This is a genomic window from Accumulibacter sp., from assembly GCF_031732815.1.
Classification (GTDB): Bacteria; Pseudomonadota; Gammaproteobacteria; order Burkholderiales; family Rhodocyclaceae; genus Accumulibacter.
In genome coordinates this window covers 1-24,342 of record NZ_JAVMKF010000046.1, presented here as the reverse complement: position 1 = coordinate 24,342, position 24,342 = coordinate 1, and the positions used below count along the sequence as shown (strand labels likewise).

Annotated in this window: 19 protein-coding genes; 6 read left to right on the top strand and 13 right to left on the bottom strand. The window is 64.0% G+C overall.

Annotated elements, in window-relative coordinates; translation table 11 throughout:
* Positions 1-16 precede the first annotated feature (16 nt).
* The 5 genes from RKP46_RS04080 to RKP46_RS04060 all read right to left on the bottom strand — a co-directional run bounded on the left by RKP46_RS04080 (position 17) and on the right by RKP46_RS04060 (position 7,420).
* Complete coding sequence (locus RKP46_RS04080; RefSeq protein ID WP_311105444.1) at positions 17-424, bottom strand: bacteriohemerythrin; 408 nt, start codon at positions 422-424, stop codon at positions 17-19.
* The gene (locus RKP46_RS04075) at positions 421-2,412 is read right to left on the bottom strand and encodes an ATP-binding cassette domain-containing protein (RefSeq protein ID WP_311105443.1); all 1,992 of its coding nucleotides are present in this window, start codon (positions 2,410-2,412) and stop codon (positions 421-423) included. Before RKP46_RS04075 ends, RKP46_RS04080 begins: the two co-directional genes overlap by 4 nt.
* Positions 2,413-2,487: 75 nt before the next feature.
* A complete protein-coding gene (gene purU / locus RKP46_RS04070) occupies positions 2,488-3,360 on the bottom strand; it encodes a formyltetrahydrofolate deformylase (protein ID WP_311105442.1) in 873 nt (290 codons plus the stop codon).
* A 12-nt stretch (positions 3,361-3,372) separates the two neighbouring features.
* The gene (gene thrH / locus RKP46_RS04065) at positions 3,373-3,990 is read right to left on the bottom strand and encodes a bifunctional phosphoserine phosphatase/homoserine phosphotransferase ThrH (RefSeq protein ID WP_311105441.1); all 618 of its coding nucleotides are present in this window, start codon (positions 3,988-3,990) and stop codon (positions 3,373-3,375) included.
* Between the two features lie 262 nt (positions 3,991-4,252).
* Positions 4,253-7,420 carry a PAS domain S-box protein gene (locus tag RKP46_RS04060; RefSeq protein WP_311105460.1) on the bottom strand — a complete coding sequence of 1,056 codons (3,168 nt, stop codon included), beginning with the start codon at positions 7,418-7,420 and terminating at the stop codon, positions 4,253-4,255.
* Between RKP46_RS04060 and RKP46_RS04055 the strand changes: the two genes are divergently transcribed.
* Positions 7,409-7,603 (top strand): hypothetical protein, encoded by a 195-nt coding sequence (locus RKP46_RS04055; protein ID WP_311105463.1) that lies wholly within the window; start codon positions 7,409-7,411, stop codon positions 7,601-7,603. The genes RKP46_RS04060 and RKP46_RS04055 overlap by 12 nt on opposite strands.
* On the opposite strand, the gene RKP46_RS04050 is transcribed toward RKP46_RS04055, so the two are convergent.
* The 3 genes from RKP46_RS04050 to RKP46_RS04040 form a co-directional block, all read right to left on the bottom strand.
* On the bottom strand, positions 7,593-8,792 hold the full coding sequence (locus tag RKP46_RS04050; protein WP_311105440.1) for an ABC transporter substrate-binding protein: 1,200 nt from the start codon (positions 8,790-8,792) through the stop codon (positions 7,593-7,595). The two genes, RKP46_RS04055 and RKP46_RS04050, sit on opposite strands and share 11 nt — an antisense overlap.
* Before the next feature lie 286 nt (positions 8,793-9,078).
* On the bottom strand, positions 9,079-9,780 hold the full coding sequence (locus RKP46_RS04045) for a DDE-type integrase/transposase/recombinase (RefSeq protein ID WP_311105439.1): 702 nt from the start codon (positions 9,778-9,780) through the stop codon (positions 9,079-9,081).
* Positions 9,781-10,048: 268 nt separating this feature from the next.
* A complete protein-coding gene (locus RKP46_RS04040) occupies positions 10,049-10,174 on the bottom strand; it encodes a hypothetical protein (protein ID WP_311105438.1) in 126 nt (41 codons plus the stop codon).
* A gap of 501 nt (positions 10,175-10,675) precedes the next feature.
* Between RKP46_RS04040 and RKP46_RS04035 the strand changes: the two genes are divergently transcribed.
* The 5 genes from RKP46_RS04035 to RKP46_RS04015 all read left to right on the top strand — a co-directional run bounded on the left by RKP46_RS04035 (position 10,676) and on the right by RKP46_RS04015 (position 16,115).
* Positions 10,676-10,867, top strand: a complete 192-nt coding sequence (locus tag RKP46_RS04035; protein WP_311105437.1) for a hypothetical protein — start codon at positions 10,676-10,678, stop codon at positions 10,865-10,867.
* A 37-nt stretch (positions 10,868-10,904) separates the two neighbouring features.
* On the top strand, positions 10,905-11,819 hold the full coding sequence (locus RKP46_RS04030; RefSeq protein WP_311105436.1) for a hypothetical protein: 915 nt from the start codon (positions 10,905-10,907) through the stop codon (positions 11,817-11,819).
* An 81-nt stretch (positions 11,820-11,900) separates the two neighbouring features.
* The gene (locus RKP46_RS04025) at positions 11,901-13,256 is read left to right on the top strand and encodes an ATP-binding protein (RefSeq protein WP_311105435.1); all 1,356 of its coding nucleotides are present in this window, start codon (positions 11,901-11,903) and stop codon (positions 13,254-13,256) included.
* Positions 13,257-13,259: 3 nt separating this feature from the next.
* A complete protein-coding gene (locus RKP46_RS04020) occupies positions 13,260-14,651 on the top strand; it encodes a sigma-54 dependent transcriptional regulator (protein WP_311105434.1) in 1,392 nt (463 codons plus the stop codon).
* Positions 14,652-14,807: 156 nt separating this feature from the next.
* Positions 14,808-16,115 (top strand): glycoside hydrolase family protein, encoded by a 1,308-nt coding sequence (locus RKP46_RS04015; protein WP_311105433.1) that lies wholly within the window; start codon positions 14,808-14,810, stop codon positions 16,113-16,115.
* A gap of 109 nt (positions 16,116-16,224) precedes the next feature.
* On the opposite strand, the gene RKP46_RS04010 is transcribed toward RKP46_RS04015, so the two are convergent.
* From RKP46_RS04010 to RKP46_RS03990, 5 genes are all read right to left on the bottom strand, one after another.
* On the bottom strand, positions 16,225-18,396 hold the full coding sequence (locus RKP46_RS04010) for an EAL domain-containing protein (protein WP_311105432.1): 2,172 nt from the start codon (positions 18,394-18,396) through the stop codon (positions 16,225-16,227).
* Positions 18,393-20,798: a response regulator gene (locus RKP46_RS04005; protein ID WP_311105431.1), complete on the bottom strand. Its 2,406-nt coding sequence runs from the start codon at positions 20,796-20,798 to the stop codon at positions 18,393-18,395. The genes RKP46_RS04010 and RKP46_RS04005 overlap by 4 nt, the downstream gene beginning before the upstream one ends.
* A gap of 2 nt (positions 20,799-20,800) precedes the next feature.
* Positions 20,801-21,355 (bottom strand): YfiR family protein, encoded by a 555-nt coding sequence (locus tag RKP46_RS04000; RefSeq protein WP_311105430.1) that lies wholly within the window; start codon positions 21,353-21,355, stop codon positions 20,801-20,803.
* A gap of 12 nt (positions 21,356-21,367) precedes the next feature.
* On the bottom strand, positions 21,368-23,398 hold the full coding sequence (locus tag RKP46_RS03995) for a TonB-dependent receptor (RefSeq protein WP_311105429.1): 2,031 nt from the start codon (positions 23,396-23,398) through the stop codon (positions 21,368-21,370).
* Between the two features lie 270 nt (positions 23,399-23,668).
* Positions 23,669-24,342: AMP-binding enzyme (locus RKP46_RS03990; RefSeq protein ID WP_409194100.1), on the bottom strand; the 674-nt coding region annotated here is incomplete at its 5' end.

Genomic DNA, 24,342 nt, shown 5'->3' with positions numbered 1-24,342 from the left:
CGACCGCAATGCGTCGTCAACGCGCGCCCTGCGCGCGAACGCTTGGCACGTAGTCGAAGTCGGCAACCAGGATATGGTTGTAGAACCAGCCGTTGATCAGGAAAGTGACCTCATCGGCGATTTCGTCGAGCGTCATCTGTTTCGCCTTCTCCAGCAGGTCGAAGAGCATTCGGCGAAACTCGCCGTGCAGCCGGCGGTGCGCTTCGATTCCCGGGTAGCGGCAAGCAGCCATCAGTTCCTCTTCTTCCCGGAAGTGCACCTTGACGTATTCGGTCAACATGACCAGCGACTTGAGAATCCGGATCTGGTCACCATTGCCGCGAAAGGTCGCCGCCAGTTCAAACAACTGCCGATGCTGCTGGTCGATCTGCGGCAGGCCGACCTCGATCTTTGCCGACCACTCGGCCAATTCAAAGTCCTTCATGGGCTCCCCCTTACTTGCCTGCGGGCGGCGATCGGATCGCCCAGGGCGGCGGCAGCGTTCTCTGCCTGATCGATCTGCTCGGCGAGCGCCAGCCATTCTTCTTCGCGGGCCGATATTTCATCGGCAAGCTGCTGCAATTCCCGGCCGATCTCGGCCAGTTCAGTCGCCTGCACGGTCGCCGGCAGGCGCTCTTCCAGCGTACGCTGTTGCGTCTGCAGCCGATGCAGCGTCTGCTCGACGACCAGTTGCTGGCGCGCAAGCGCTTTCAGGGTGCTCAGCGCAAGCTTGGCGGATGGGCCGGCGGCGGCCACCGATGGACTCGGCTTCGCCGCTGCTTTCGTGCGTTCTCGCAACGCGTCGCGGTTTCGTCGGGCTTCTTCGAGCAGGAAGCGCTGATAGTCGTCAAGGTCGCCAGCAAACGGCGCCAGTCTGCCGCGCGCGACGAGCCAGAACTCGTCGCACACCGAGCGCAGCAGCGCGCGGTCGTGGCTGACCAGCATGACCGTTCCTTCAAACTCGTTCAGTGCGATCGACAGCGCCTCGCGCGTGTTGAGGTCGAGATGGTTGGTCGGCTCGTCGAGGAGCAGCAGGTTCGGTCGCTGCCAGACGATCATGCACAGGACGAGGCGCGCCTTCTCGCCGCCACTCAGTGTTCCGACCGCTTGCTTGACGACCTCGCCAGTGAAATTAAACGTGCCGAGGAAGGTCCGCAGGTCCTGTTCACGGTCGCTCCGCCCGCTGGTCTGGGTCTCGCGGGCAAGCCGCTGGAGGTGCGCGAGCGGCGTCTCGTCCGGCCGCAGCACATCGAGTTCCTGCTGCGCGAAATAGCCGATGTCGAGCCCTCTGCCGCGTTGGATCGAGCCGCTGACACAAGTGAGCGTGCCGGCCAGCGTCTTCACCAGCGTCGATTTGCCCTGCCCGTTCGCGCCCAGGATGCCGATGCGCTGGCCGGCCATCACCGGACGGCTGACCTGCTCGACGACGACCGTCGGCGGCGTGCCGGAGGCATCCGCCGGCGGCGGGTAACCAAAGCTGGCCTTTTCCATGATCAGCATCGGGTTGGGAAGACTGGCGGGTTCGGCAAACTCGAAGGTGAATTCGGCGTTGGTCAGCACCGGAGCAAGCCGTTCCATCCTTTCCAGCGCCTTGACCCGACTCTGCGCCTGCCGCGCTTTTGTCGCTTTCGCCTTGAAGCGGTTGATGAAAGACTGCAGACGGGAAATCCTGTCCTGCTGTTTGAGGTAAGCGCTCGTCTGCAGTTCGATCTGTAGCGCGCGCGCTTCTTCGAAAGCGGTGTAGTTGCCGGTGTAGCGCGTCAGCTTGCCGTTGTCGATGTGCAGCGTGACGCTCGTCACGGCGTCGAGAAACTCGCGGTCGTGGCTGATCACCAGCATCGTTCCTGGATAGCGTTTGAGCCAGGTTTCCAGCCAGACGAGGGCATCGAGGTCGAGATGGTTGGTCGGTTCGTCGAGGAGCAGGAGATCCGACGGGCACATCAGCGCGCGCGCCAGTTGCAGGCGCATGCGCCAGCCGCCGGAGAAGCTGTCGACCGGATTTTCCAGTTGGTCGCGCGCGAAGCCCAGCCCGAGAATCAGTGCCTGCGCGCGCGCCTGTGCGTCGTGCGCGCCGGCGTCGTGCCAGGCCATGTAGGCGTGCGCCAGACGCTCACCGTCGCCCGCCGCTTCTGCCAGGGATACCTCGCGTCGCGCGGCGATCAGCGCACTGTCACCTTCGACGACGAAATCCGTCGCGCTCTGGTCGGTGGCCGGCATTTCTTGCGCAACCTGTGCCAGGCGCCATTCGGCGGGCCGCGAAAGCTCGCCGCTCTCTTCGTGCAGGCTGCCGGCAAGCAGCGCAAAGAGGCTTGACTTGCCGGCCCCATTGCGCCCGACCAGGCCGACGTGTTCGCCGGGGTTGATCGTCGCCGAAGCGCGGTCGAGCAGCACCTTCGCCGCTCGCCGCAGGGTCAGGTCGGCGAGGCTGATCATGCGCTGCGGGGTCGTCGGCCGCCCGCCAGCTGCTCCAGGCAAACCGGTGCGCGTGGCGGCGAACGCTTGTCGCTTTCAGCGAAAGACGACTGTCTTGTTGGCATGCACCAGTACGCGGTCTTCGAGGTGGTAGCGCAAGCCACGCGCCAGCACCGCTTTTTCGATGTCCTTGCCATAGCGCATCATGTCGTCGACCGAGTCGGAATGGTCGATGCGAATGACGTCCTGCTCGATGATCGGCCCCTGGTCGAGGTCCGCCGTGACGTAATGGCAGGTGGCACCGATCAGCTTGACGCCGCGTTCGTAGGCTTGGTGATAGGGGCGTGCGCCAATGAAGCTGGGCAGGAATGAATGATGGATATTGATCATCTGTCCGGCAAAGCGCTCGCACATCTCGGCGGGCAGGATCTGCATGTAGCGTGCGAGGACCATGGTATCGCCACGCACTTCCTCATAAATACGCCTGATCTCCGCATACGCGGCAGCCTTGTCGGATGGGCTGACCGGGACGTGGTGAAAGGGAATCCCGTGCCATTCGACGAACGCCCTGAAGGTCTCGTGGTTGGAGATCACGCATGGGATCTCGATGTCCAGTTCCTTTGACTGCCAGCGCGAAAGAAGGTCGTAGAGACAGTGCTCCTGCTTGCTGACGACGATCACCACCCGGCGTCGCACGGCTGAATCGGTGATCCGCCAGGTCATCGACAAGCTTTCCGCGAGGGGTCCGAAACGCTCGCGCAGTTCGACCAGATGGAAAGGCAGCGAATCCGCTCTTACCTCCATGCGCATGAAGTAACGGCCGGCAGCCTCGCCGTTGCCATCCTCAGCGTGAAAGCGCGACTCGAGAATCCATCCGCCGTATTGCGCAATGAAACCGGCGACACGCGCGATGATGCCAGTCTGGTCCGGGCAGGAAGCGGTGAGCGTGTAATAGCGTCGTGTGTGCATGCGGTGACCAGCCTAGCGTGCGTGGCAAGCGGCGAACGCCTGGTCGATCTGCTCGCGCAGATCGTCGTATGACTGCGTCAGCGGGAACTGCGGGAACTGCTGGGCGACGTTGGCTGGCGGGCGAAAGAGGATTCCGGCATGTGCTTCACTGAGCATCGCCGTGTCGTTGTAGGAATCACCCGCAGCAACCACCATGAAGCGAAGCTCCTTGAGGCGCTTGACCGCCTCGCGTTTCTGGTCGGGCAGGCGCAGGTGGTAGTCCACGAGCATTCCCCGGCGATCAGTTTCCAGGCTGTGGCAGAACAGGGTTGGCCAGCCGAGCTGGCGCATCAGCGGCTGAGCAAACTCGTAGAAGGTATCGGAGAGAATGATCAACTGGTAGCTCTCACGTAGCGCATCGACAAACTCGCGCGCACCGGGTAACGGCCCCATCTCGGCGATGACTCTCTGAACATCGGGCAGTCCCAGGTCGTTTCTGGCGAGGATGGCCAGGCGGTAGCGCATCAACTTGTCATAGTCCGGCTCGTCGCGCGTCGTTCGACGCAATTCGGGAATCCCCGTGCGCGCCGCAAACTCGATCCAGATCTCGGGGACCAGGACGCCCTCCAGGTCAAGGCAGACGATTTGCATGGCAGGCTCCCCGGGAAAAGGGTAGACGAAAACCCGCCATTTTACCAAACTCCGCCGGTCAGCTTGCTGCTCAGCCTCGGATTTGGGCGAGGAAGGTGCAGGCTGCTGGCCAAGTGCGGACAGTGCGGGTGTGAGGGAAGCACGGGTGATGGCAGGAGTTCCCTCATCCGATATCTTTGTGCACCAATTCAGCCCTTTGCGGAGCAGGGTCGGCTGGGGCTGCCGGCTTTCCGTCAGCGGGCGGTGCTTTACAGCTCGCCCATCAGGGCTCGCTTCCTACCCAGCGCTGCGCCATTTCTGCCAGTTCGGCGATCTGGCCGTAGTCGAAGTCGTCGGCCAAGGCACGGAGCCCGGCCGCCGCCGGCGGAGTCTGTACGCCTACTTCCCCGATCAGGCGGTCGATCTCGCCCATCTCGGCGCGGACCGCCGCCCGCGCCAGCCGCTCCAGCAGCCCGCCCGGCAGGGAGCGCAGAGCGTCTGCCAAGGTAGCGCCGTCCAGCGCCTGGTCCGGTGCCGTCCCGGCTTCTCCGTAGAGGTAACGCGCGCCCAGATGCTTCCCCATCAGCTCCAGCAGCGCTGCCGCTCGGTATGGCTTGCGCAGGAAGTCGTCGCAGCCCGCGGCCAGGATCTCGGCCCGCTCTTCCTCGAAGCTGCTGGCGGTCAGGGCGACGATCCGAGTCTCGGTCCCGCCCGGCGCGGCCCTGATCCGCCGGGCTACTTCCCGCCCGTCGAGGTTCGGCATCCGCATGTCCATCCAGATCAGGTGCGGCCGCCAGCGCTCCCAGACCGCGATGGCCGCGAGCCCGTCGGCGGCCTCCTCGACCGCGAAACCCAGCGGCTCCAGGAGCTGGGCCAGCAGGTGCCGGCCGTTGATGTCGTCGTCCACCACCAGGATGCGCCAAGCCGGTTGCCCCGGCGCCAGGCCCAGCACCGGCCGGCGGTCCGCCTCGGCCGCGCGCGCCGGTCCAGCCGCGATCTGCGCGGCGACCGTAAAAGTGAAAGTGCTGCCCGCGTCGACCTCGCTGCGCGCCTCGATCCTGCCCCCCAGCAACTCGGCGAACTGCCGGGTGATGGCCAGCCCCAGGCCGGTGCCTTCCTCCGCCCTGCGCCCGGTGGCGGACTGAGCGAAGGGCTGGAATAGCCCGGCCAGTTCCTCGGCCGCGATACCGACGCCGGTGTCGGCCACTTCAAACTTCAGGCGCAACTCGCCGGCCGGCGCTGCGGCCGATCCCTCCAAGGCGGGTGGCGGGGACGCGCTCACGCGGACGCTGACCCCGCCGCGCTCGGTGAATTTGAAGGCGTTGTTGATCAGGTTGATCAGCATCTGTCGCAACTTCACCTCGTCGGCACGGACGTGGCGGGGAACGTCGGCCGCCCGTTCGACCCGTAGCGTCAGTCCCTTGTTCGTTGCCTTGATCGCGAACATGTCCTCCAGCCCGGCGAGCAGCTCGTGCAAGTCGAAGTCGCTCAGGTTGACCACCGCGCGCCCCGCTTCGATGCGCGACAGGTTCAGCACGTTGTTGATCAGAGTCAGCAGGTGGTCGCCGCTGCGGTGTACCGTGGCCAGGTGCTGCGCCTGCGTCGGCGACAGCCGCTCCCGGCCGTCTGCCGCTTCGCGGAGCAGCAGCTCCGAGAAGCCCAGCACCGCGTTCAGCGGCGTGCGCAGTTCGTGGCTGATGTTGGCCAGAAACGCGCTCTTGGCCCGGTTGGCTGCCTCGGCTTGCTCCTTGGCTTGCGTCAACTCCACCGTTCGACTGCCGACCAACTCCTCCAGATGGTCCCGATAAGCCAGCAATTCCGCTTCCGCCCGCTTGCGGTCAGTGATGTCTTCGACGATGCCTTCGAGAAAGCGCGGCGCGCCCGCGTCGTCGCGGAGGGTGACCAGGTAGAGATTGGCGACGAACTCCGAACCGTTGCGGCGCCGGAGGCGATTGGTGTGCTGGGTGACCTCGACCGCCCCGACCGATTCCTCGCTAATGGACAAACGCTCCTCGGTTCGCACAAAAAGGCCGCTGGCGACATTGTGCCCCTCCCGGATCATCGCGTCGGGAGAGGTGTAGCCGAACAGGGTCGCCATGACTGGATTCGCTTCAAGGATTCGGCCCTCCGGCGTCGAACGAAAGATCCCCACCGGCGCGTTCCAGACGATCGAGCGATATTTCCGTTCGCTTTCCCTGAGCTCTTCTTCGGCCCGCACCCGTTCGCTGATGTCTACCGCCAGGCCGAGCAACTCCGGGGTGCCGTCAGCGCCTGGCAGCGAGCTGTAGTAGTTGTCGAAGTGGATACCCCCTACGCTCGAATAGGTGTATTGGACCGATCCCTCGATGGCTTGCCGGATCTGGTCGCAGAGCTCGGGATAGTCGCGATAGAGATCGAACACCGACCGGCCGACCGCCTCGCCGGGCTGCAGACCCAGGCCCGCCAAACCCTTGCCATCGCTCATTGTGAACACGCCGTTCCGGTCAAGCTGGTAAATGACCACCGGGGCGTTGGTGATCACCGACCGAAAGCGGGCCTCGTTGGTGGCCAGCTTCCGTTCCCGTTGCCGAATCGCCTGGGACATTCGATCCAGGTCCTCGGCCAGGCTGTCGAGTTCCCGGATATTGGAAATCGGCCAAGGCTGGTCGTAATCCCCCTCGGCAATGGCGTGCGCTTGCGCCGCATAGCCACCGATACGACCGGCTACCGCGCGCGCCAAAAGCAGCGTGGCGATTGTCGCCAGCAGCAGCGCGACCACCGCGCCTGCGGTCAGGGCCAAGAAGGTGGACAGCAGCGGCTTGAGCGCGTCGGTACGCGCTTGGGCGACCAGCACCATCCAGCCGATTTCCGACACACTGACCAGCGTGCCGATGGCAACTTGACCTTCCAGCTCCATGTCCCGGGTCGTGAAGCGCCCCCGCAAGGCGTCGCCGATGATGGGCAGGCGCGCGAGGTTCAATTGCTGGCCGCCTCCCTTCCACCGTGAATGCGCGACGATTTGACCCCGGCGGTCGAGGATCATCGTCGTCATGGCCGATTCAGTTGGCAGGTGACTGACGAATTCGGAGAGACCATCGATGGCTACTTCGCCGATCACCACCTGCCCGTCGACCGGAATCGCCAGACTCACCACCAGCCGGGCGCTGACGGCGGACAGGAAAACCTCCGACCACACCGGCTCGCGCCGTTCACGGGCTTCGCGCAGGACGTTCCATTGCGAGAGGTCGATCCCGAGCAGATCGCCGCGCTGCCCGCGCTGCGCCGTCGGCAAGCCGACAGCGAAAGCCGAGTCGTCTGCGTCGGCAACGTAAATGGCCGCGAACATTTCGCCCGTTCCGCAATGTGCGTCCAAGGGCTGACTCCAGAACGAAGCCGTCTGCCGCCCGCGTTCGCGAAAGTACGCCGCCAGTCCGGTTAGCTCCCTCCCGGCGCCACGCAGGTGCGCCTCGATCTGACCGGCGATGGCGCGCGCCAGCGCCTGATGGCGCGCTTCGATGTCCTGCAGCGCCTGCGGCAGGAGAATCCACAGGACCAGCGCGGCGACCAGCAGCAGCGGCGCCATGCCGGCCAGCGTGAAGCGCAGAGCCAGCCACAGCCGCAGCGGGCGCGCGACCAGCGGGCGGCTACCGGATGACCACGAATTGGCCATCGCGCACGACGGTCATATGGATCTGGCGGATGACGTCACCAAACTGGTCGAAAACGATCGGTTCCTGGACTCCCTCGAAGCGGGGCGCCGCCCGCAAAGTCTCTTTCACCCGTTTTGGGTCTGGTTGCCGGGTCAACACCTCCATGAGGATGTTGGCGGCATCGAACGCCATGGTCCCGCTGAACCCGGGTTCGCGATGAAAGCGTTCGCGGTAGGCTTGCCGAAAGGCTTGATAGGCGGGCGCTGTGCTCTCGCGATCGAAGTTCTGTGCCACCATCACGCCCTCGACCGACTTGCCGCCGAGCTCCAGCAAGCGCTCGGTGCCTGCCCACCCGGACACAATGATCGGCAGGTGGCTTCCCAATTTGCGGATCTGCTGGCACAGCAGCGCAGTATCCATCGAATTGGCGACGATCAACACGCCGTCGGCCGGCGTCGCCAGCAGGTCTTGGGCCACCTGCACGAAGGCCGTTTCGCTGCTCGACTCGAAGCCGATGGTCTTGCGGACTTCGCTCCCACCTTCTTCATACGTCGTGCGGAAGGCGTTAAGCCAACGTTCAGTGTACGACCGGTTGCTCAGGTCGTAGGCTGCCACGATCGGCCCGAGGGGGCGTTCCTTCAGGTGATACTGGGCAATCCGGGTTGCGGCCTCGGCGGTCGACATATTGACGCGATACAGATAGTCATCCTTGCCGGTGAGTTCGTCAGTCGTCGCACTCGAACTGATTACCATGACCTTGGCCTCGTCTACCAAGGGTACGATGGCTTTTGCCATCGTGCTGGTGATCGGGCCGACGATGGCTACCGCTCCCTGTTGGAGCAGTTCGCGCGTTACCCGTTGCGCCACCTCCGTGTTCTGCTCGTCGTCCTTCATCACCAGACTGACCTGGCGGCCTCCGATGCCGCCCGCCTGGTTGCGCAATTCGACGGCCAGTTGGACGGCGTCGCGAGCGGCGATCCCGAGATCGGCTCCGCGGCCGGAGATTCCGCCGACAAAACCCAGGGTGATTGGCTCCGGCGGCGAGCAGCCGGGCAACGCCGTGCCAGCCAGGATCGCGACCACGACGGCTCCAATGCAAGCCCATATCGAATTGATAGCTGGTTGGCTGTTCACGTCTGGCGGCTCGATGGTCTGGTTGAAACTGGATTGGATACTGGATACGCGCCTCTTCATGACGATCTTCCGGCAACACGCTCAGGTCGAAAGAGCGTTTCCCAGCAGCGTTTACTTGCGCGGGAGAGATTTTGCGATCGGTGCTCTCGTGGAGGGGTTCCCGCTAGTGGAAGGGCATCAGGCTCGACAGGGGGGCTCACGGTCTGCTCTGCACATTGGCAGTGTATACCCGAATCGAGGCAGGTGGCCGTGCATTTTTTGGACAGAAGAGGCTCTTAGATATGTGGAGCCCTGCCAGTTCAGGTCGGGCGACCGGTGCTACGGCTGGTCTTGACCTTCTGGGGTTTCATCCGAACCGGATAGAGCTCGGTGGAGCTTGTCGGCGAACGAACGTGCGGTGAGAAAGTCGCCAAAGGTCTCCACGGCAAGCGCTCCGGTGCGCGTTCGCGCATCGTCCACAAGACCACCGAGTCCCTTCCTCATGCCCGACGCGAGGTCTCCGATGGCCGACGCAAGGGCCACGAAGCATGCGGCGTCCGCCGTCCGGCGTCTTGCCTTCCCTGCTGATCCGGATGTCGTGCACTTTGAGTAGACCCGTGAATTCGCCGCTGGTGGAGCGGCGACCCTGATCGGTGTCGACGATCTCCAGGCACCCGTAGCGGTGAATGGCGTCGCGCACTGCATCCAGACAGAAGTCGGTCGTCAAGGTGTTGGAGAGTCGCCAGGCGAGCACCCGCCTTGAGGTCCAGTCGATCACGGCGAACAGGTAGAGGAAGTCGCGGCGCATCGGATTGTAGGTGATGTTCGCCGCCGACAGCTGATTGGGCCGATCGGCGGCGAGGTTGCGCGGCGGAAACGCATGGAATTCATCACCGCGCTGCCCACGGGGAGTGTTGCGCTGCCCATAGAGCGCCGCGCCGCCCATGCGCGCCATCAAGCTGCTGTTGTGCCTGAGCCCGGCGTGAAACCCTGCGGTGCGCAGCAGATCGCGCAACATGCGGGCACCAGTAAAGAGCTGCGCGAGAGGCAATTCGTCGATGCCAAGCATCAGCGCCGGATCCTCCGGCGAGACCTCGCGCGGCGTGCTGTAGGCGGTCGAACGCGCCAGCCCGAGGGGGGTGCACTGAGACGCAAAGGGCAGCTTTGTGCTGGCGCTCAATCATCGTCTAGCCGGAAGGCTGCCCGCCTTGCTGGACGTATGAGCTGAAAGAATCGTTCTCCAGCGTCAAGTGTCTGATCTTGGCGAGTAGCTTCATCAGGTCCGGATCGGCGCGCACCGGATGGCTCGCGTCACCAAGAACCTGAAGCGCGCTCCGTCAGTTGCCGCTCCTGTTCGTGATCGGGTTCGAGTGGATGTCGTGCTGCGGCGCCAGCTCCGTTAGCCTCTTGTCGCGCTCGAGCGCCGCCTGCGCCTTGAATTCCGGCGTGGTGGGCTTTCGCATCGTCCTTCTCGTCAGGCTCTCGCTCCTGCTGAGGCGGCTTCCGGAGCCGATTGATGGGGTAAGGCTATCCCTGCCACTGTCCGAATTTCCGGAGCAGCTCTGGCGATTCTGGATCGACACCGCCGGTATCGGCATCTGGCGGGAACGCGTGGCCGCGAGCGCTGCGTGGGTCTGGCGTTGGCAAGGGCGCCGGGGCGGATGAGTGCGGGTGGGCGCTTGGTTCGATCGGGCTCGACGAGTTCTACCTCCAGCGTGCGAGCCTTCCGGATCGTAGGCCTGCTACCGGATGCCCTATGCTCCTCTGGGTCATATGCCCCATGCGCTGGGCCTAAACCCCCGCTTTTCGCCACCCAGGCCGTACAGGCTGCCGCGCACGCGGGTGAAGCACGCGAATTTATTGAGGATTGTTTGGCTGGCATCGGTCTTGCTAGTAGCAGATCGACCTCCTCACACGTAGCGCACAACGGGCGGTCGACACTTACAACTCACGGGAGAATTGCCATGTTCAAAAATGCGATTGTTCGTCTGCTGCTCACTTCCCTGATCGCCAGCCTGTTCTCGCTGGGCGCGGTCGCTCCTGCGGCGGCGAAGAACAGTGTCAGCCTGGGTGGCGGCGTCAAGTGCACCTGGGTTCTGGTCTCGTCGGTGAACGGGACGAATACCTACAAGCAAGTCTGCCGGAAGGGCGTCTGATATTCGCGCCTGGCGGCAACTTGCGGCATGCGGGCAGGTGCTCTGCGCGCTGCTGCTCTCCGGCGGTGCTCTGGCGGCTCCGCCATCAGCCGCGACGCTTGCGGCGGAAGTGGGCTGGGGTCATGAATCCCAGACCTCGCCGCTGGTGCAGATTTCGCCACAGGGCACGCTCATCTTTCTTGGCGGACTGCGGCGGCTCGCCGGCAGCCATTGGCGGGCCAACCTCAGCGGGCTGCGTGATTGGTCGTTGTCTGGCGACTTTCGCTTGGCGCTGGCTGGCGACGTGCATGTCAAACGCTCATTGCAGACGCCCGATTTCGACTTCCTGAACGCTTCGCTCAGCCCAGCGCTGCGTACGTCGCTCGGCGAACGCGCCAACGTCGGTATTGCCGGCCATTGGCAACATATCGATGTGGCTGGCGAGCATTTCCGGAAGACCCGCTCACTGCAGGTCGATTGGACCTGCGCCGATGGCGAGGGCGGCCACTGGGTGATCATGGTAGATTCGGGCCGCAACCGCCATCGTGGTGATCTGGTCGATCTCGATTCCACAAGCAGCACGTTGTTGCTCCAACGACACGTCGAGGCGCCGCTGCCGGGAATCGATGCGCTTGATCTGGAACTCTACCTGGTGCGCGAGCAGAATGATCGCCACTTCCGCGAGCTCTCCAGCCGCAGCCATCTTCTGCATGTTTCGCTGGAGCGCGCCTGGCTTGGCGTCACCTGGTCGGCTGGCGTGGCCTGGCAGCAGGCCAGATTCGCTGCAGCCCTCTTGCCAACGCTGCCGCTTCGCCGTGACGAGGCGTGGACGATGGAACTGGCGGCTGCCGTCGATCTGGCGCCTGGCCGGACGCTGCGCGTGGATTACGTCGGTGTGCGCAACGACTCGAACGTCGCCCTGTACCAGAATCGCTATCGGCAGATCGGCGTTGCGTTGCAGATTTCCTGGTAGGCGGCGACTAATGCTGGTGACCGCGTCCCCGCTCACGGTATTCTCGCCATTTTGATCGTCTGCCGAGAGTGATGAGTTGCGATGAGCCTTGTCGACCAGCCTGCTCCGTTCAACCTCCTCCGCTGGTTCGCCTGGCTGAGCCCGCTGGTGATCGCAATGATCGCTTTGGCCAACGCCTGGCTGATCTCGCGCTTTCTCAACGAACACCTCTTTCAGCGCGAAGCGTCGATCTCGCGCGATTTCGTGCAGACCATTCTGCTTGCTGACGAATCCTTGGCTTATCTGGCAGGAAGCGACGATGCGGCGCGCCGCGGCCGCTTTCGCGAGTCGATCGCGCAACTCTCGAAGATGCCGGACGTTCTGCGCGCCAACGTCTTTGCGGCCGATAGAAGCATTCTTTGGTCGAGCAATCCGGAGCTGATCGGCAAGCGCTTTGCCGACAACGACGAACTGGAGGACGCCATGCGTGGCCACCTGGTCGTGCACGCCGGGCGGATTGCGCGCGATGAGCGGCAGAAGCGAGAACACGAGGGGCTCGACCCATCGGTGCAGTTCTTCGTCGAAACGTATATTCCTCTGGTTGCACCGGCCGGCGGTGGGGTACTCGGTGTCGTCGAGATCTACAAGGCCCCCCTGGCCCTCAGTCAGGCGATCCGCGAAGGGCAGACGCAGGTCGGCCTGGCCGCGCTGGCCAGTGCCTTGGCTTTGTACCTCAGCCTGTTCTGGCTGATCCAGCGGGCTGACCGGACGATCAAGCTGCAGCATGCGCGCTTGCTCGACGCGGAAACGCTGGCCGTGATCGGCGAACTGACCGCTGCGGTGGCGCACAACATTCGCAACCCGCTGGCGTCGATCCGCTCGGCCGCAGAACTCAGCCTGGACATGCCGCTCGACGATTGTTCGGAACAGGCGCGCGACATCATTCGCGAGGTGGACCGCATTTCCGGGCGGATTACCGATCTGCTTCGCCTTTCCGGACAGGAAGTGCGCGGGCGGGAACGCGTCGATCTGGCCAGTCTGCTGCAACGATGTGTGAACGAAAACAAGGCGAGCTTCGCCGAGCGTGGAATGCCGCTACTTTTCGAGTGCCGGTCGGCGCATGCGTGGATAACGGCCGACCCGGCGCTCTTGCAGCAGGCTTTCCTCAGTTTGTTGAGCAATGCAGCGGAAGCCATGCGCCAGGGGGGTACCTGCCGTATCGTCGTCGAAGACGCGGCTGCCAGGCAGATCAGGGTGGTCGTCGCCGATTCGGGTTGTGGCATCCGACCGGAGTCAATCGGACAGGTTTTGCGTCCGTTCTATACCAGCAAGCCACAGGGCCTTGGTCTGGGGCTACCGTTTGCCAAGCGTATCGTCGAGCGCTTCGGCGGTACGCTCAGCCTGAGCAGCGCGCCGGGTGAGTGGACCGAGGTGCATATGCTCTTTCCGAAGGAGTGAACCATGCCGGCAATTCTCATCATCGATGACGAGGAAACTTTCGTGAAGAACGCTGCCCGTTTCCTCAGCAAGAGCGGGCACGAGGTGTCAACTGCGCTGAGCGCGAGCGCCGGGATCGAGCTCTTTGGCGCGACTGCGCCGGATGCGGTGATCCTCGACTATCGTTTGCCGGACATGGACGGCGTTTCGCTGATCGAGCGCCTGCGCACGCAGGATCCGGCGGTACCGATTGTGATGATCACCGGCCATGGCAGCATCGAACTTGCGGTCGACGCGATGAAGGCCGGCGCCAACGATCTGTTGACCAAGCCGGTGGCGCTCAGTGATCTTCGCCAGCGCCTGGAAAACCTGACACGGCGCCAGCTCGACTCAAGCCGACTGCGCTATTTCGAAGCGCGCGAGCATGATGCCCGCCAGCAAATCCTCGGCGAGAGTCCGGCGATCGTCGCGCTGCGCACGCGCATTGCCCGAATCGCCCAGGTCGAGGGCGCGCATTCGCTGCCACCGATCCTGATCACCGGCGAAACAGGCACCGGCAAGGAACTGGTCGCGCGTGCCTTCCATTACGATGGCGCGCGCTGCAACCGTCCGTTCATCGAGCTGAACTGCGCGGCGATTCCGGCAACCTTGCTCGAGGCCGAATTGTTCGGGCACGAAAGGGGTGCTTTCACCGACGCCAAGGAGCGTCGCATCGGGCTGCTCGAGGCGGCCGACGGCGGCACCCTGTTTCTTGATGAGGTCGCCGAGATGGATCTCGCTCTGCAGGCCAAGCTGTTGAAAGTCATCGAGGATGGCCGCTTTCGCCGGATCGGTTCGGTGCACGAGCGGCAGGCGGATCTGCGCATCGTTGCGGCCACTCATCAGGATCTCGAGGAGCGCATCCGGCAGGGTGCCTTCCGTGCTGACCTCTACTTTCGGTTGCGCGTCTTGCAGGTCAACGTTCCGCCATTGCGCGAACGCGCGGGTGATGCCCTGCTGCTGGCTGGCCGCTTTCTCGACGAGTTCGCGCATCGCTATCGGCGAGCGCGCCTGCGCTTCAGTGCGCAGGCTGCACAAGCGATTGCCGAGCATCATTGGCCGGGCAACGTGCGCGAGCTGCGCAACGTCGTCGAGCAGGCGGTCCTGCTCGCCGCCAACAGCGAGATCGCGCTGCAGGACCTGTGTCTTCCAGTTCGGCGGACAACGAGCGAAACAGCGCTTGGCGCCAGGCAGGCAGCCGCGCGCGACGCGTCTGATGGCTCGACGCTCGATCGTCTCGAACGTGAAGCCTTGATCGGCGCCTTGGCAGATGCCGGGCACAACGTTTCGCAGGCGGCGCGCAAGCTCGGAATCAGCCGCGACACCCTGCGCTATCGGATGGAGAAGCATCGTTTGCGCCAGCGCTCTCCCGGATGAACGGCAGCGGGCTCAAGCCGCCTACCACTCCCAGGCTTTCCGAAGAACAGGAACTCGCGTAGCGGAGATCATCGGCGACAAGACCGGCAGCCGTCGGAGATCCGGCGCGACACCGGTATACTGGGTGGCGTCGCTGATGTGTATTGGGAGACAAGAATGGCGGATAAGCATTGCGCTCGGGCACTCGCCTGTTACCTGTTTGGATCCTTGCTGTTTGCCGCAGGAACTCCTTCGCTTGCCCAGGAGCGCCTGCCTTCGGCGATCGTTGGCGCAGCCGATTCCGCCGCCATTGGCGAGGACACTTTCCGCAGCGCGCTCGAAGCGGCCGCGTTGCTCGCCAGCGGGCTGAAAGTGCGCCTGAACAAGGTCTACCATCGGGAAGGCGAGCGCCTGTCGATCAGCGTCGATGTTCCCTTCGAGGGTTACCTGAACGTGCTGAGTGTCGGTCCTGATGACGTACCGACGCTCGTCTTCCCCAACCGCTTGCAGACCGACAATCGCGTCGGGATCGGCTCCTTCACCCTCCCAAGCGGGCAGATGAAGCTGGAACTGAAGGCGAGCAGACCGCACGGGCGGACGCTGGTTGCGGCGTTCCTGAGCCGGGAGGCGCTTGATGTGCTGCAGAGCGGGGTGGGCCAGCGCGACGCTGACGGCAAGCCGATCGACGACTTTGTCCGATTGAGCGCTGCGGGGCGACGTCAACTCGAAGAGCGTGCGGCGCAGAGCTTCGTTGTGCCAGTGCGCACTGCGCCGCTTCTCGCCGGGCTGGCTTATGGCGCGGTGTGCGCCGAGCGGGGGGCCTGCGATGCGGCGAGTCTGGTCGCCACAGCGACCGTCGGGAGAAGCGGTGAAGAGCGACTTCCTCCAGGGGTTCTGCTCGAGCCCGAAATCGAGCTTGGCCTGCCCCAGGGAGTTCGCTTGCGCCGCATTTCGGACAAGGGGATTGCCCTGGGCAAGCTGTCCGAGGGCTTTGCTGCCCGTTTGTACGACGCGAGCGGCGGTCACTGCAGTATTGCCTATGGCCATGTCGTGAAGAGAAAGCCTTGTGATGGGAGCGAACCCGTCGCCTTGCAACGCGGGCTGAGTGAGGAGCAAGGCGAGATGCTGCTGGTCGAGGACATGCGACGTGCCCAGCGGGCGGTGATGAGTCTGGTGACGAGCGAGCTAAATGATGCGCAGTTCGCGGCACTGTGCAATTTCACCTACAGTGTCGGCGTCGACAAGCTGCGCAACTCGACGCTGCTCAAGGTGATCAATGCCGGCGAGCAGCAGCGCGTGCCGTTTCAGTGGCGGCGGTGGATACAGCGTGACGGCAAGGAGAACGCCCGCCTCAAGCTCCGTCGCGAGCGTGAGATCGCGCTCTATTTCGAGGGCAGCGAGGTGCCGGCGGAGTCTCCCGCCGGAGAAGACCTGACGCCGGTCGACATCAAAGTGGGCGAAGCAGCGCCGGCTGCCGGCAAGTAGGGCAACGCTTGCGCGGTCGTCGCAGGCGCCATTCGCCGTTCGGTCGTGCGTGCCGCTCGACGCTCGGGCGGTTGCCGTCCGCCGATCTGGGCGGGTGCGACGCGGCGGGTCAGGGGTGCAGCAGTAGCCCATTTGCCGTTCCAGACAACAGATCGGGCTCGAAGAGGCGGTCGTTCTGCGCCAGCAGCGCGGCAAATTCCTTGGCCGGCAACGGGCGCGAGAAGAGGAATCCCTGCTGGATCGGACAGCGATGACGCAGCAGGAATGCCGCCTGCTCACGGGTTTCGACGCCTTCGGCGACGACCCGCATGCCGAACTGGTTGCCGAGTTCGATGATCGACATGGCGATCGCCGCGTCCTTGCCGCCGTTGGTCACGTCGGTCACGAACGAGCGGTCTATCTTGAGCTCGTCGATTGGAAAACGCTTGAGGTAGCCGAGCGACGAATAGCCCGTACCGAAATCATCGAGCGATAGGCCGAAGCCCTTGTCGCGCAGGGCGCAGAGTACGGCGATTGTCCGCTCGGCGTTGGCCATCAGCAGCGATTCTGTAAGTTCAACGACGATTTGTTCGGGTCGAATACCGACGCCCTTGACCATGGCATACAGCTTCCCGGCAATGTCGTCCTGTTGGAAGCTAGGGCTGGCCAGGTTGATCGACACGCGCACCGGCTGCAGTCCGGCGTCAGCCCATGCGCGCAATTGTTCGGCGGTGGCGCGGGCCACCCACTCGCCGAGCCCGACGATCAGCCCGGATTCCTCTGCCAGCGGAATGAACTGACCCGGCGCCAGCAGTCCGCGCTGCGGGTGCTGCCAGCGCACGAGAGCTTCGGCGCCGATCATCCGGCCGCTGCGCGTATCGATCTTGGGTTGGAAATGGAGCCGCAGTTCGCCGCTCGAAATGCCGCGCCGGAGTTCGCTCTCCAGTTGCAGCTTGGCGCTTGCCGCCGTATTCATGTCTTCGTCGAAGAAGCGATAGGTCGACGGACCCGCCGCTTTCGCCGCATACATCGCCTGCTCGGCATGCCGCCATAGCGCTTCGACCGTTTCACCGTCACGCGGAAAGACCGATATCCCGATGCTCGCGGTCAGGACGATTTCGCGGCCGTCGAACAGGAAGGGCAGGGCGACGGAGTGCAGCAGGCGATCGGCAATCATTGCTGCGTGGCTGGCCAGGCGGACTTCGAGAACGAGCACCGTAAATGCGTCGCCGTCGATGCGCGCGACCATTTCCGCAGCGCGCATCGGCGGACTGAGGGCGAGCAGATCGGCCGCGCGCACCGAGGCGTGCAGGCGCTCGGCCAAAGCGCAGAGCAGGCGGTCGCCGGTTGCATCGCCGAGCGCATCATTCACGCTCTTGAAGTGATCGATGTCGAGATGCAGGATGGCGCAGGTGCTCCCGGTGCGCCGCGCACGCTGCAACTCGACCGAGACCATTTCCGAAAAGAACTGCCGGTTGGCCAGGCCGGTCAGTGCATCGTGCAGGGCCAGGTGCTGGATGCGACGCTGGGCTTCGACGCGTTCGGTGATGTCCTGTGTGAAGCCTTCGATCTTGACGATCCGCCCACTGGCGTCGGCGACGGCGACTGCTTCCTCAAAAACTTCGATCACGCTGCCGTCGAGACGCTGCATGCCGTAGGTCACCTGGTAGGGGGTTCCTTCGTCGAGCAGCGCGCGCCGGGCCGTTTCGACAGCCGCCCGGTCGTTTGCCTGGACGCGGCCCAGAAAAACTGCCGGGCTGCGGCAGGCGGCAAGTAGTGCGCCGCCGAACATGCGCTGCAGTTCGTCGGAGCAGGTGAAGCGCGAGTCTCTGACCGACCACTCCCAACTGCCGATTCTCGCCAGTCGTTGCGCCTGAGCCAGGCTGCGCTGACTGCGGGTGACACCTTCAACCGCGCGGCTCGAGCGCAGGCCATAGCGCACGCGATGGGTCAACAAGAGCCAGTTGATGGGCTTCGTCACGAAATCAGTTGCTCCGCAGGCGTAGGCGCGTTCGATCGAGTCCGTATCGTTCAGCCCGGTGAGCATCAGAATGGGCAACCAGGCGCCTTTGGCATGCTGGCGGATTTGCTCGCAGACCTGATAGCCATCAATCCCAGGCATCATCACGTCGAGCAGCATCAGGTCGAAGTCTTCCTCGTTGAACAGACGCAGCGCTTCCTCGCCACAATCTGCCTCGCGCACATCGAAGCCGGCGTGCCGCAACGATTCAGCGGCAAGCATGCGAATCATCAGATCGTCGTCAACCAGCAGCAGGCGTCCGCCTTCAGGGTGGCTATTCACTGGATCGTCCCTTTCGCTTCCGCGGCGGTTTCCCGGTGTCGCGCCAGGGCGGCAGCGAACTGGGCGTAGGTCTCTTGCAGCAGCGATGGCCATTCGCTGCTCGGCTGTTGGCCCGCGCGCAGCAAAGCTTCGAGCTGCTTGGCCTTCTCCGATAGCGCCAGCGCACCGACCGTGGCGCTCGATGACTTGAGCGTGTGCGCCGAACGTTGCAGGGTGGCGATATCCTGGCTGTTGCTCGCCTGCTCTATATCGGCCAGCAGTTGGCCGGCGTTTTGTGCGAAGAGGTCGAGGACGCGGTCAGCGAATTCGGGTTTGCTGCCGTCGGCGACCATCGGCAGCGACTGCACGATACTCGGATCGAAGACCAGCAAGGAGCGCCGCTCGCCGTGTGCGGTGGCCGTCGCCGAACCACGCGGCGAGGCCTCCTTGCTTTCCACGGCTGCCTCCTCGCTGCGTTCGGCCAGGTTACGTTCCAGCGCGGCGGTCAGTTGCGCGCGGTTTATCGGCTTCGCCAGGTAATCGGTCATTCCGGCGGCAAGACACTGTTCGCGATCGCCTGCCAAGGCATTGGCGGTCAGCGCGATGATCGGGACCGCAGGGCGGGCGGTCTCTTTTTCCTCGGCCCGGATGCGCCGGCTGGCCTCGAAACCGTCCATAACCGGCATTTGGCAGTCCATCAGAATGATGTCGTAGGCAGCGGAGCGCGCCGCGACGACCGCCTGCGCGCCGTCGTGCGCGAAATCAACTTGACAGCCGAGCGTGGCCAGCACGGCGCCGGCGATCTCGCGATTGATCTCGTTGTCTTCGACGAGCAGGACGCGACCGTTCAGGCGTCGCCCAGTGGGCGCCGCATGGGCGCGCACCGGCAGCGGTGCGGCGTGCCGTTGCACGCGCTGGCGGAACCAGAAGGTCGACCCGCGTCCCTCTTCGCTCTCGAAACCGACGTCGCCATCCATGCGGTGTGCCAGCTCGCGGATGATCACCAGTCCCAGTCCGGTCCCTCCGAAGCGGCGCGTCGTCGAGTTGTCCGCCTGTGTGAAGGGCGCAAACAGCCTTTCACCGGCTTCGCGCGAGATGCCGACGCCGGTGTCGGTGACCGCATAACACAGCTCGCAATTCAGTCGCCGGCTGCCTGGCGCATCCAGCCCGGGCTCAGCCGCGCATTCGCAGGTGAGAGTCAGCGTAATCGAACCCCGTTCAGTGAATTTCACCGCGTTGCTGAGCAGATTGCTGATGATCTGCTTGACTCGGAAGGGATCGCCGAGGACGGCTTCCGGTACGCTGTTGCCGATTCGGTGACTGAGCAGGACGCCCTTGGTCGAGGCTATTTCAATGAACGGCTGGACGACCTCTTCGACGAGTTGCGTCGGGCTGAACGGCACATGCTCGACATCGAGTCGGCCGGACTCGATCTTTGACAGGTCGAGGACATTGTTCAGCAGATGCAGCAGCGATTCTGCCGAGACGCGCAAGGTGTCGGTATACCGCCTTTGCACCTCGGACAAATCGGTGTCGAGCAGCAGATCGGCCATGCCGATGACGCCGTTCATCGGTGTCCGAATCTCGTGGCTCATGTTGGCCAGGAAGCGCGACTTGGCGACATTTGCACTCTCCGCCTGCTCTTTCGCCAGGCGCAACTGGGTGGTACGTTGTTCGACTTGCTGTTCCAGAGTTGCTCGGTGCTCGTGCAGTTCGTCGTTGCGCACCTGCACCTCGCGCAGCATCGCGTTGAAACCCTCGATCAGTTCGCCGATCTCATCGTGCTGTTCGACCGGCACGCGGCGCGAGTAGTCGCGGTCGGCGGCGATCTGGCGCATTACCGTGGTCAGCCCGATGATCGGTGTCGACACCGACTTCTGCAGGCGTGCGGCGAGGATGAGCGCGGCGCCGAAAGCGATCAGCGCACCGGAAAGAACGACCAGCATGCGGTGCATGATGTCGCTCCACATCGGTTTCAAATCCGATTCGATGCTCAGCGTGCCAATGATCTCGCTACTCTGGCGGATCGGGTAGTCGACCTTGAGCAGCGTGTCCCAGTAGGAGCCTTTCACCGACGGTGTACTGCTCCCGGCTTGGGCGGCGATGATCGGCGGCTTGCCCGCCGGGTAGTGTGCGAACACGCGGCCGCCAGGCAGAGAAATCGAAGCGGCGATGACCTCGGGACGCACGCGCAGACCGGCAAGCGCTTCGCGCGCGGTGGCCGCATCGTCGAAAGCAATCGCCGAGCTCGTACTGGCTGCCAGCAACTCGGCCATGCCGCTCAGCTTTGCCACTTCGGCTTCCCGGTTGTCGTCGACTTCGGAGATGACGACCAGCAAGGTGCTGATCAGGAGGCCGGCCCCGACCGTCAGGCCGATGATCAGCATCAGCTTGCTCTTCAGCGGCAGGTCGCGAAAGCGCATGGCTAGTTTCTCCCTTTGAAGTCGGACAGGTTGCGCGCCAGCTTGAGCAGATTTGAGCTCGCCTTGAGCTGGGCCTGTTCGAGCACGTGACGATTCACTTCGAACTGTAGCCGACCCTCGCCCTGAACGAGCCCGATGGCACCCCCATGGTCGATGAAACCGTCCGTATCGCCGACGGTCAGCACGGGCAATCCGAGCAGACCGCGCAGCGCATGCACCAGCCGCCTTTCTTCCGATTCCGCGAGGAAGAGGACATGGCAGGTGCGCGCTTCGTCCGCGTTGCTCAAACGCCGAACGGCGACGACGCGGTTCTGTACCTGTCGACCTTCCAGCGCCAACAGGGCGTTGCCGACCGGGTCGCGGCCGAGCACGCAGATCGACAAGGGCGTCTCGCGCGCCGCAAACGTGCGTTCCGGCCACTCGACATAGCGTGCAAAGTTGAGCACGAACGCCGCCTTGGCCTGCGACTCGGTAAGCGTCTGCTGTGCCCTGGCGCCGACCAGGAAGAAGAGACCGGCAGCCAGCACAAAAAGCAGTCGGTGGCCATGGCGGGTCACGTCATTCCTTCCTCAGAACAGCCACCTGGCCTTCACGTACAGGGCGCGTTCGATTTCGCACGCCTGCGAGGGCAGGAGATCGGGGACAAACTCGGGATGGCTGCGGTCGAGCAGGTTCTGGCCGACGAGCGAGAGCTCGAAGTCGCGCCGCGGTCGCCACGCGTAGCGCACATCGAGGCTGGTATACGCCGGAATGGCGTTGTTACCGAGTTTGCTGACGTGCCGCAGCCAGAGGTCGAAGCTATGCCGATCGGAGAAGGACATGGCGGAACGCAGCCATAACTTGTGCTGCGGGTCACTCTGGTTGATGCGCGCGGCGGTCTGCACCGACGAGCGGTCGCCAGTGGTTGACCGGGCGTGCAGCGAAAGGTAGCTGTAGCTTGGCTGGATTCGCCACCAGGGAAGCAGGTTCCAGTCGAGCGCCACTTCAAGGCCATGGGTGTAGGCCCTGACGCTGTTATCGGGAACGATCTCCTGCACGATATACGGTGGCAGCCCCGCGACGAACCGCTGCGAGCCCAGCATGACAGAGCGCAAGTCGCGATACTCATTATGAAAAGCAGCAATGTCGGCGGACAGCGTGGGGCTCATCTGCTGGCGGTAGCCAAGTTCGTAGGCAGTGACCTTTTCGACCTTCAGCTTGTGGTCGTCCGGGACGTTGCGGGTGAGGATCGGCAAGGGCGTCGGATTTCCTGGCGCACCGCCAGGCAGAACACCCAGGTCGACCTGAGCGTCGAGCTCGGCGCGCGATGGCGTCCGCACGGCACGTGAAAGCGACATCCAGATCGACTGGTTTTCGCTGGGTGTCCACATGAGACGGGCGTTGGGCATCGGTTCGAGTCTGGTGAAGCTGCTTTTCTCCAGGCGGACGCCGAGCATCAGGCGGAGGGTGTCGGGGATCAGCGTAATGTCGTCGTGGATGAAGGCGCTGGCCAGCGTGAACGAGCCCGTGCGCGGCGTCACGGATATGAGCGAGCCGCTGGTCGTGCGGTCGCTCGAGCGGCGATAGCCGAGGCCCCAGATCACATCGTGGTTTGGCGCAAGCAGCAGGCGGTGTTGGAAGTCGAGGTCGATCGTCGTACGCACTTCCTTGAACGTGCCGGCTAGTTCGATGTTGGTATGATCGACGTAGCCTTGCAGCGCCATTTCAGAACCGTCGGCGAGCGTCCATTCGTTCCGTCCGAGGAGGTGGGCGCCTTTCCCCGTCTGTTCGAGGTTGCTCACCGTCATGCCCGTGGGCGATGCTACATCCGGCCTGTTGAAGCGGTCTCCGGTGAAGCCGGTATAGGCCTGACCACTGAGCGTCAGGCGATGGCCGGCGGCCATGCTCCAATCACCGCGAAACCCGGTGCGCGCGGATCGCCAGTAGTCGTTGCCAGATTTGCCGGCGGGTGTCACCGCTTCGTCACGCGCGAAGCCTTTTGCCCACACGCGGTAGTGTCCGCCGCCGGCTTGCCCACCATGGCGAAAGCCGGCCAGCGCGCGCTCCTCGCTGCCGACACCAGCGATCAGGAGGTTTCCCTGCGTGTCGCGCGCTCGGCGGGTAATGATGTTGATCACGCCGTTGACTGCGTTGGCTCCCCACATCGCTGCGCCGGGTCCGCGAATGACTTCGATACGGTCGATGTCTTCCAGCAGGGTGTCTTCATTCTCCCAGAGAACACCCGAGAAAATGGGCGAATAGATGCTTCGCCCGTCCATCAGAACAAGCAGCTTGTTGGCAAAACGGTTATTGAAGCCGCGGACGCTGACCGCCCAGCGGTTGTTAGCCAGGCGCGCCACCTCGACGCCGGGCACCATGCGCAGGACCTCTGGAAGGCTCGTTGCCCCGGAGCGTTCGATATCCTCTCGACTGACGACGAAGACGGCGGCTGCCACATCGTTGATGCGCTGTGCCTTGCGTGCCGCACTGGTCACTTCGACTTTCAGCAGGTCTTCCAGACTGATGTCGGCCGCTTCCGGCGGCTCGGCCGCATACACGCCAGCGCCGGCGAGAGCAGCAAGTGTCAATGATGTGACGAATAAAGCACTGGAGGTATTCATCTTGTTCGCTCTCCCCTGGCCTGTTCGCTGGGCCGGAAACATGGGTGACAGGTCGTGCGGCCGCGCGGCGAACAGTCGATCTGGCGAAGCAGGAAGAGTGCTCGAACAAGGTGGCCGATGATGGATCATCGGCTGGTGAAGGCGAAACTTTAGCGAGAAGCTGGGGCTTGGCTGGTCACGCCGTGCGCCAGGAGCACGCGCCAGCGCTGGCGGCGAGGCAAGAGGGGCGCGCAGTTGCCGGCCGCGTTGCCGCGGCCGGCATGCCGTCGATCAGGCTTTGCCGCCGGCGAGAGCGCGTTGCAGTTGCTCGAGCGCCTTCGGATCTTCGATCGTCGTCAGGTCGCCCGGATCGCGTCCTTCCGCCAGCGCCTGGATCGAGCGTCGCAGCAGCTTGCCCGAGCGGGTCTTCGGCAGCACGGTCAGGAAATGCACGCGGCTCGGTCGGGCGATTGCGCCAAGGGTATCGTCAACCTGGCGCATGACGGCCTTCTCGAGCGCGGCTGCGAGTTCCGGTGTCGCGATGCTGTCCGGGTTCTTGACCACGGCGAAGGCCATCGGCATCTGGCCTTTCAACTGATCGGCAACACCGACGACGGCGACTTCGGCAATCGCCGCATGGCCCTGGATGGCCTCCTCGATTTCACGCGTGCCCAGACGGTGGCCGGCGACGTTGATCACGTCGTCGGTTCGCCCAAGGATGTAGTGGTAGCCGTCCTTGTCCTTGATTCCCCAGTCGAACGACGAATAGACCTGGGGTTCGCGGAAGAGCGAGAAGTAGGTCGATACGAAGCGCGCGTCGTCACCCCAGACGGTCGACAGACAACCCGGCGGCAGTGGCGGGAGGATGCCGACGATGCCCTTCTCGTCAGCTTCGCAAACCGTTCCGTCCTCGCGGAAGATCTTGAGGTTGTAGCCGTACACCGGGAAGCTCGGTGTGCCGAAGC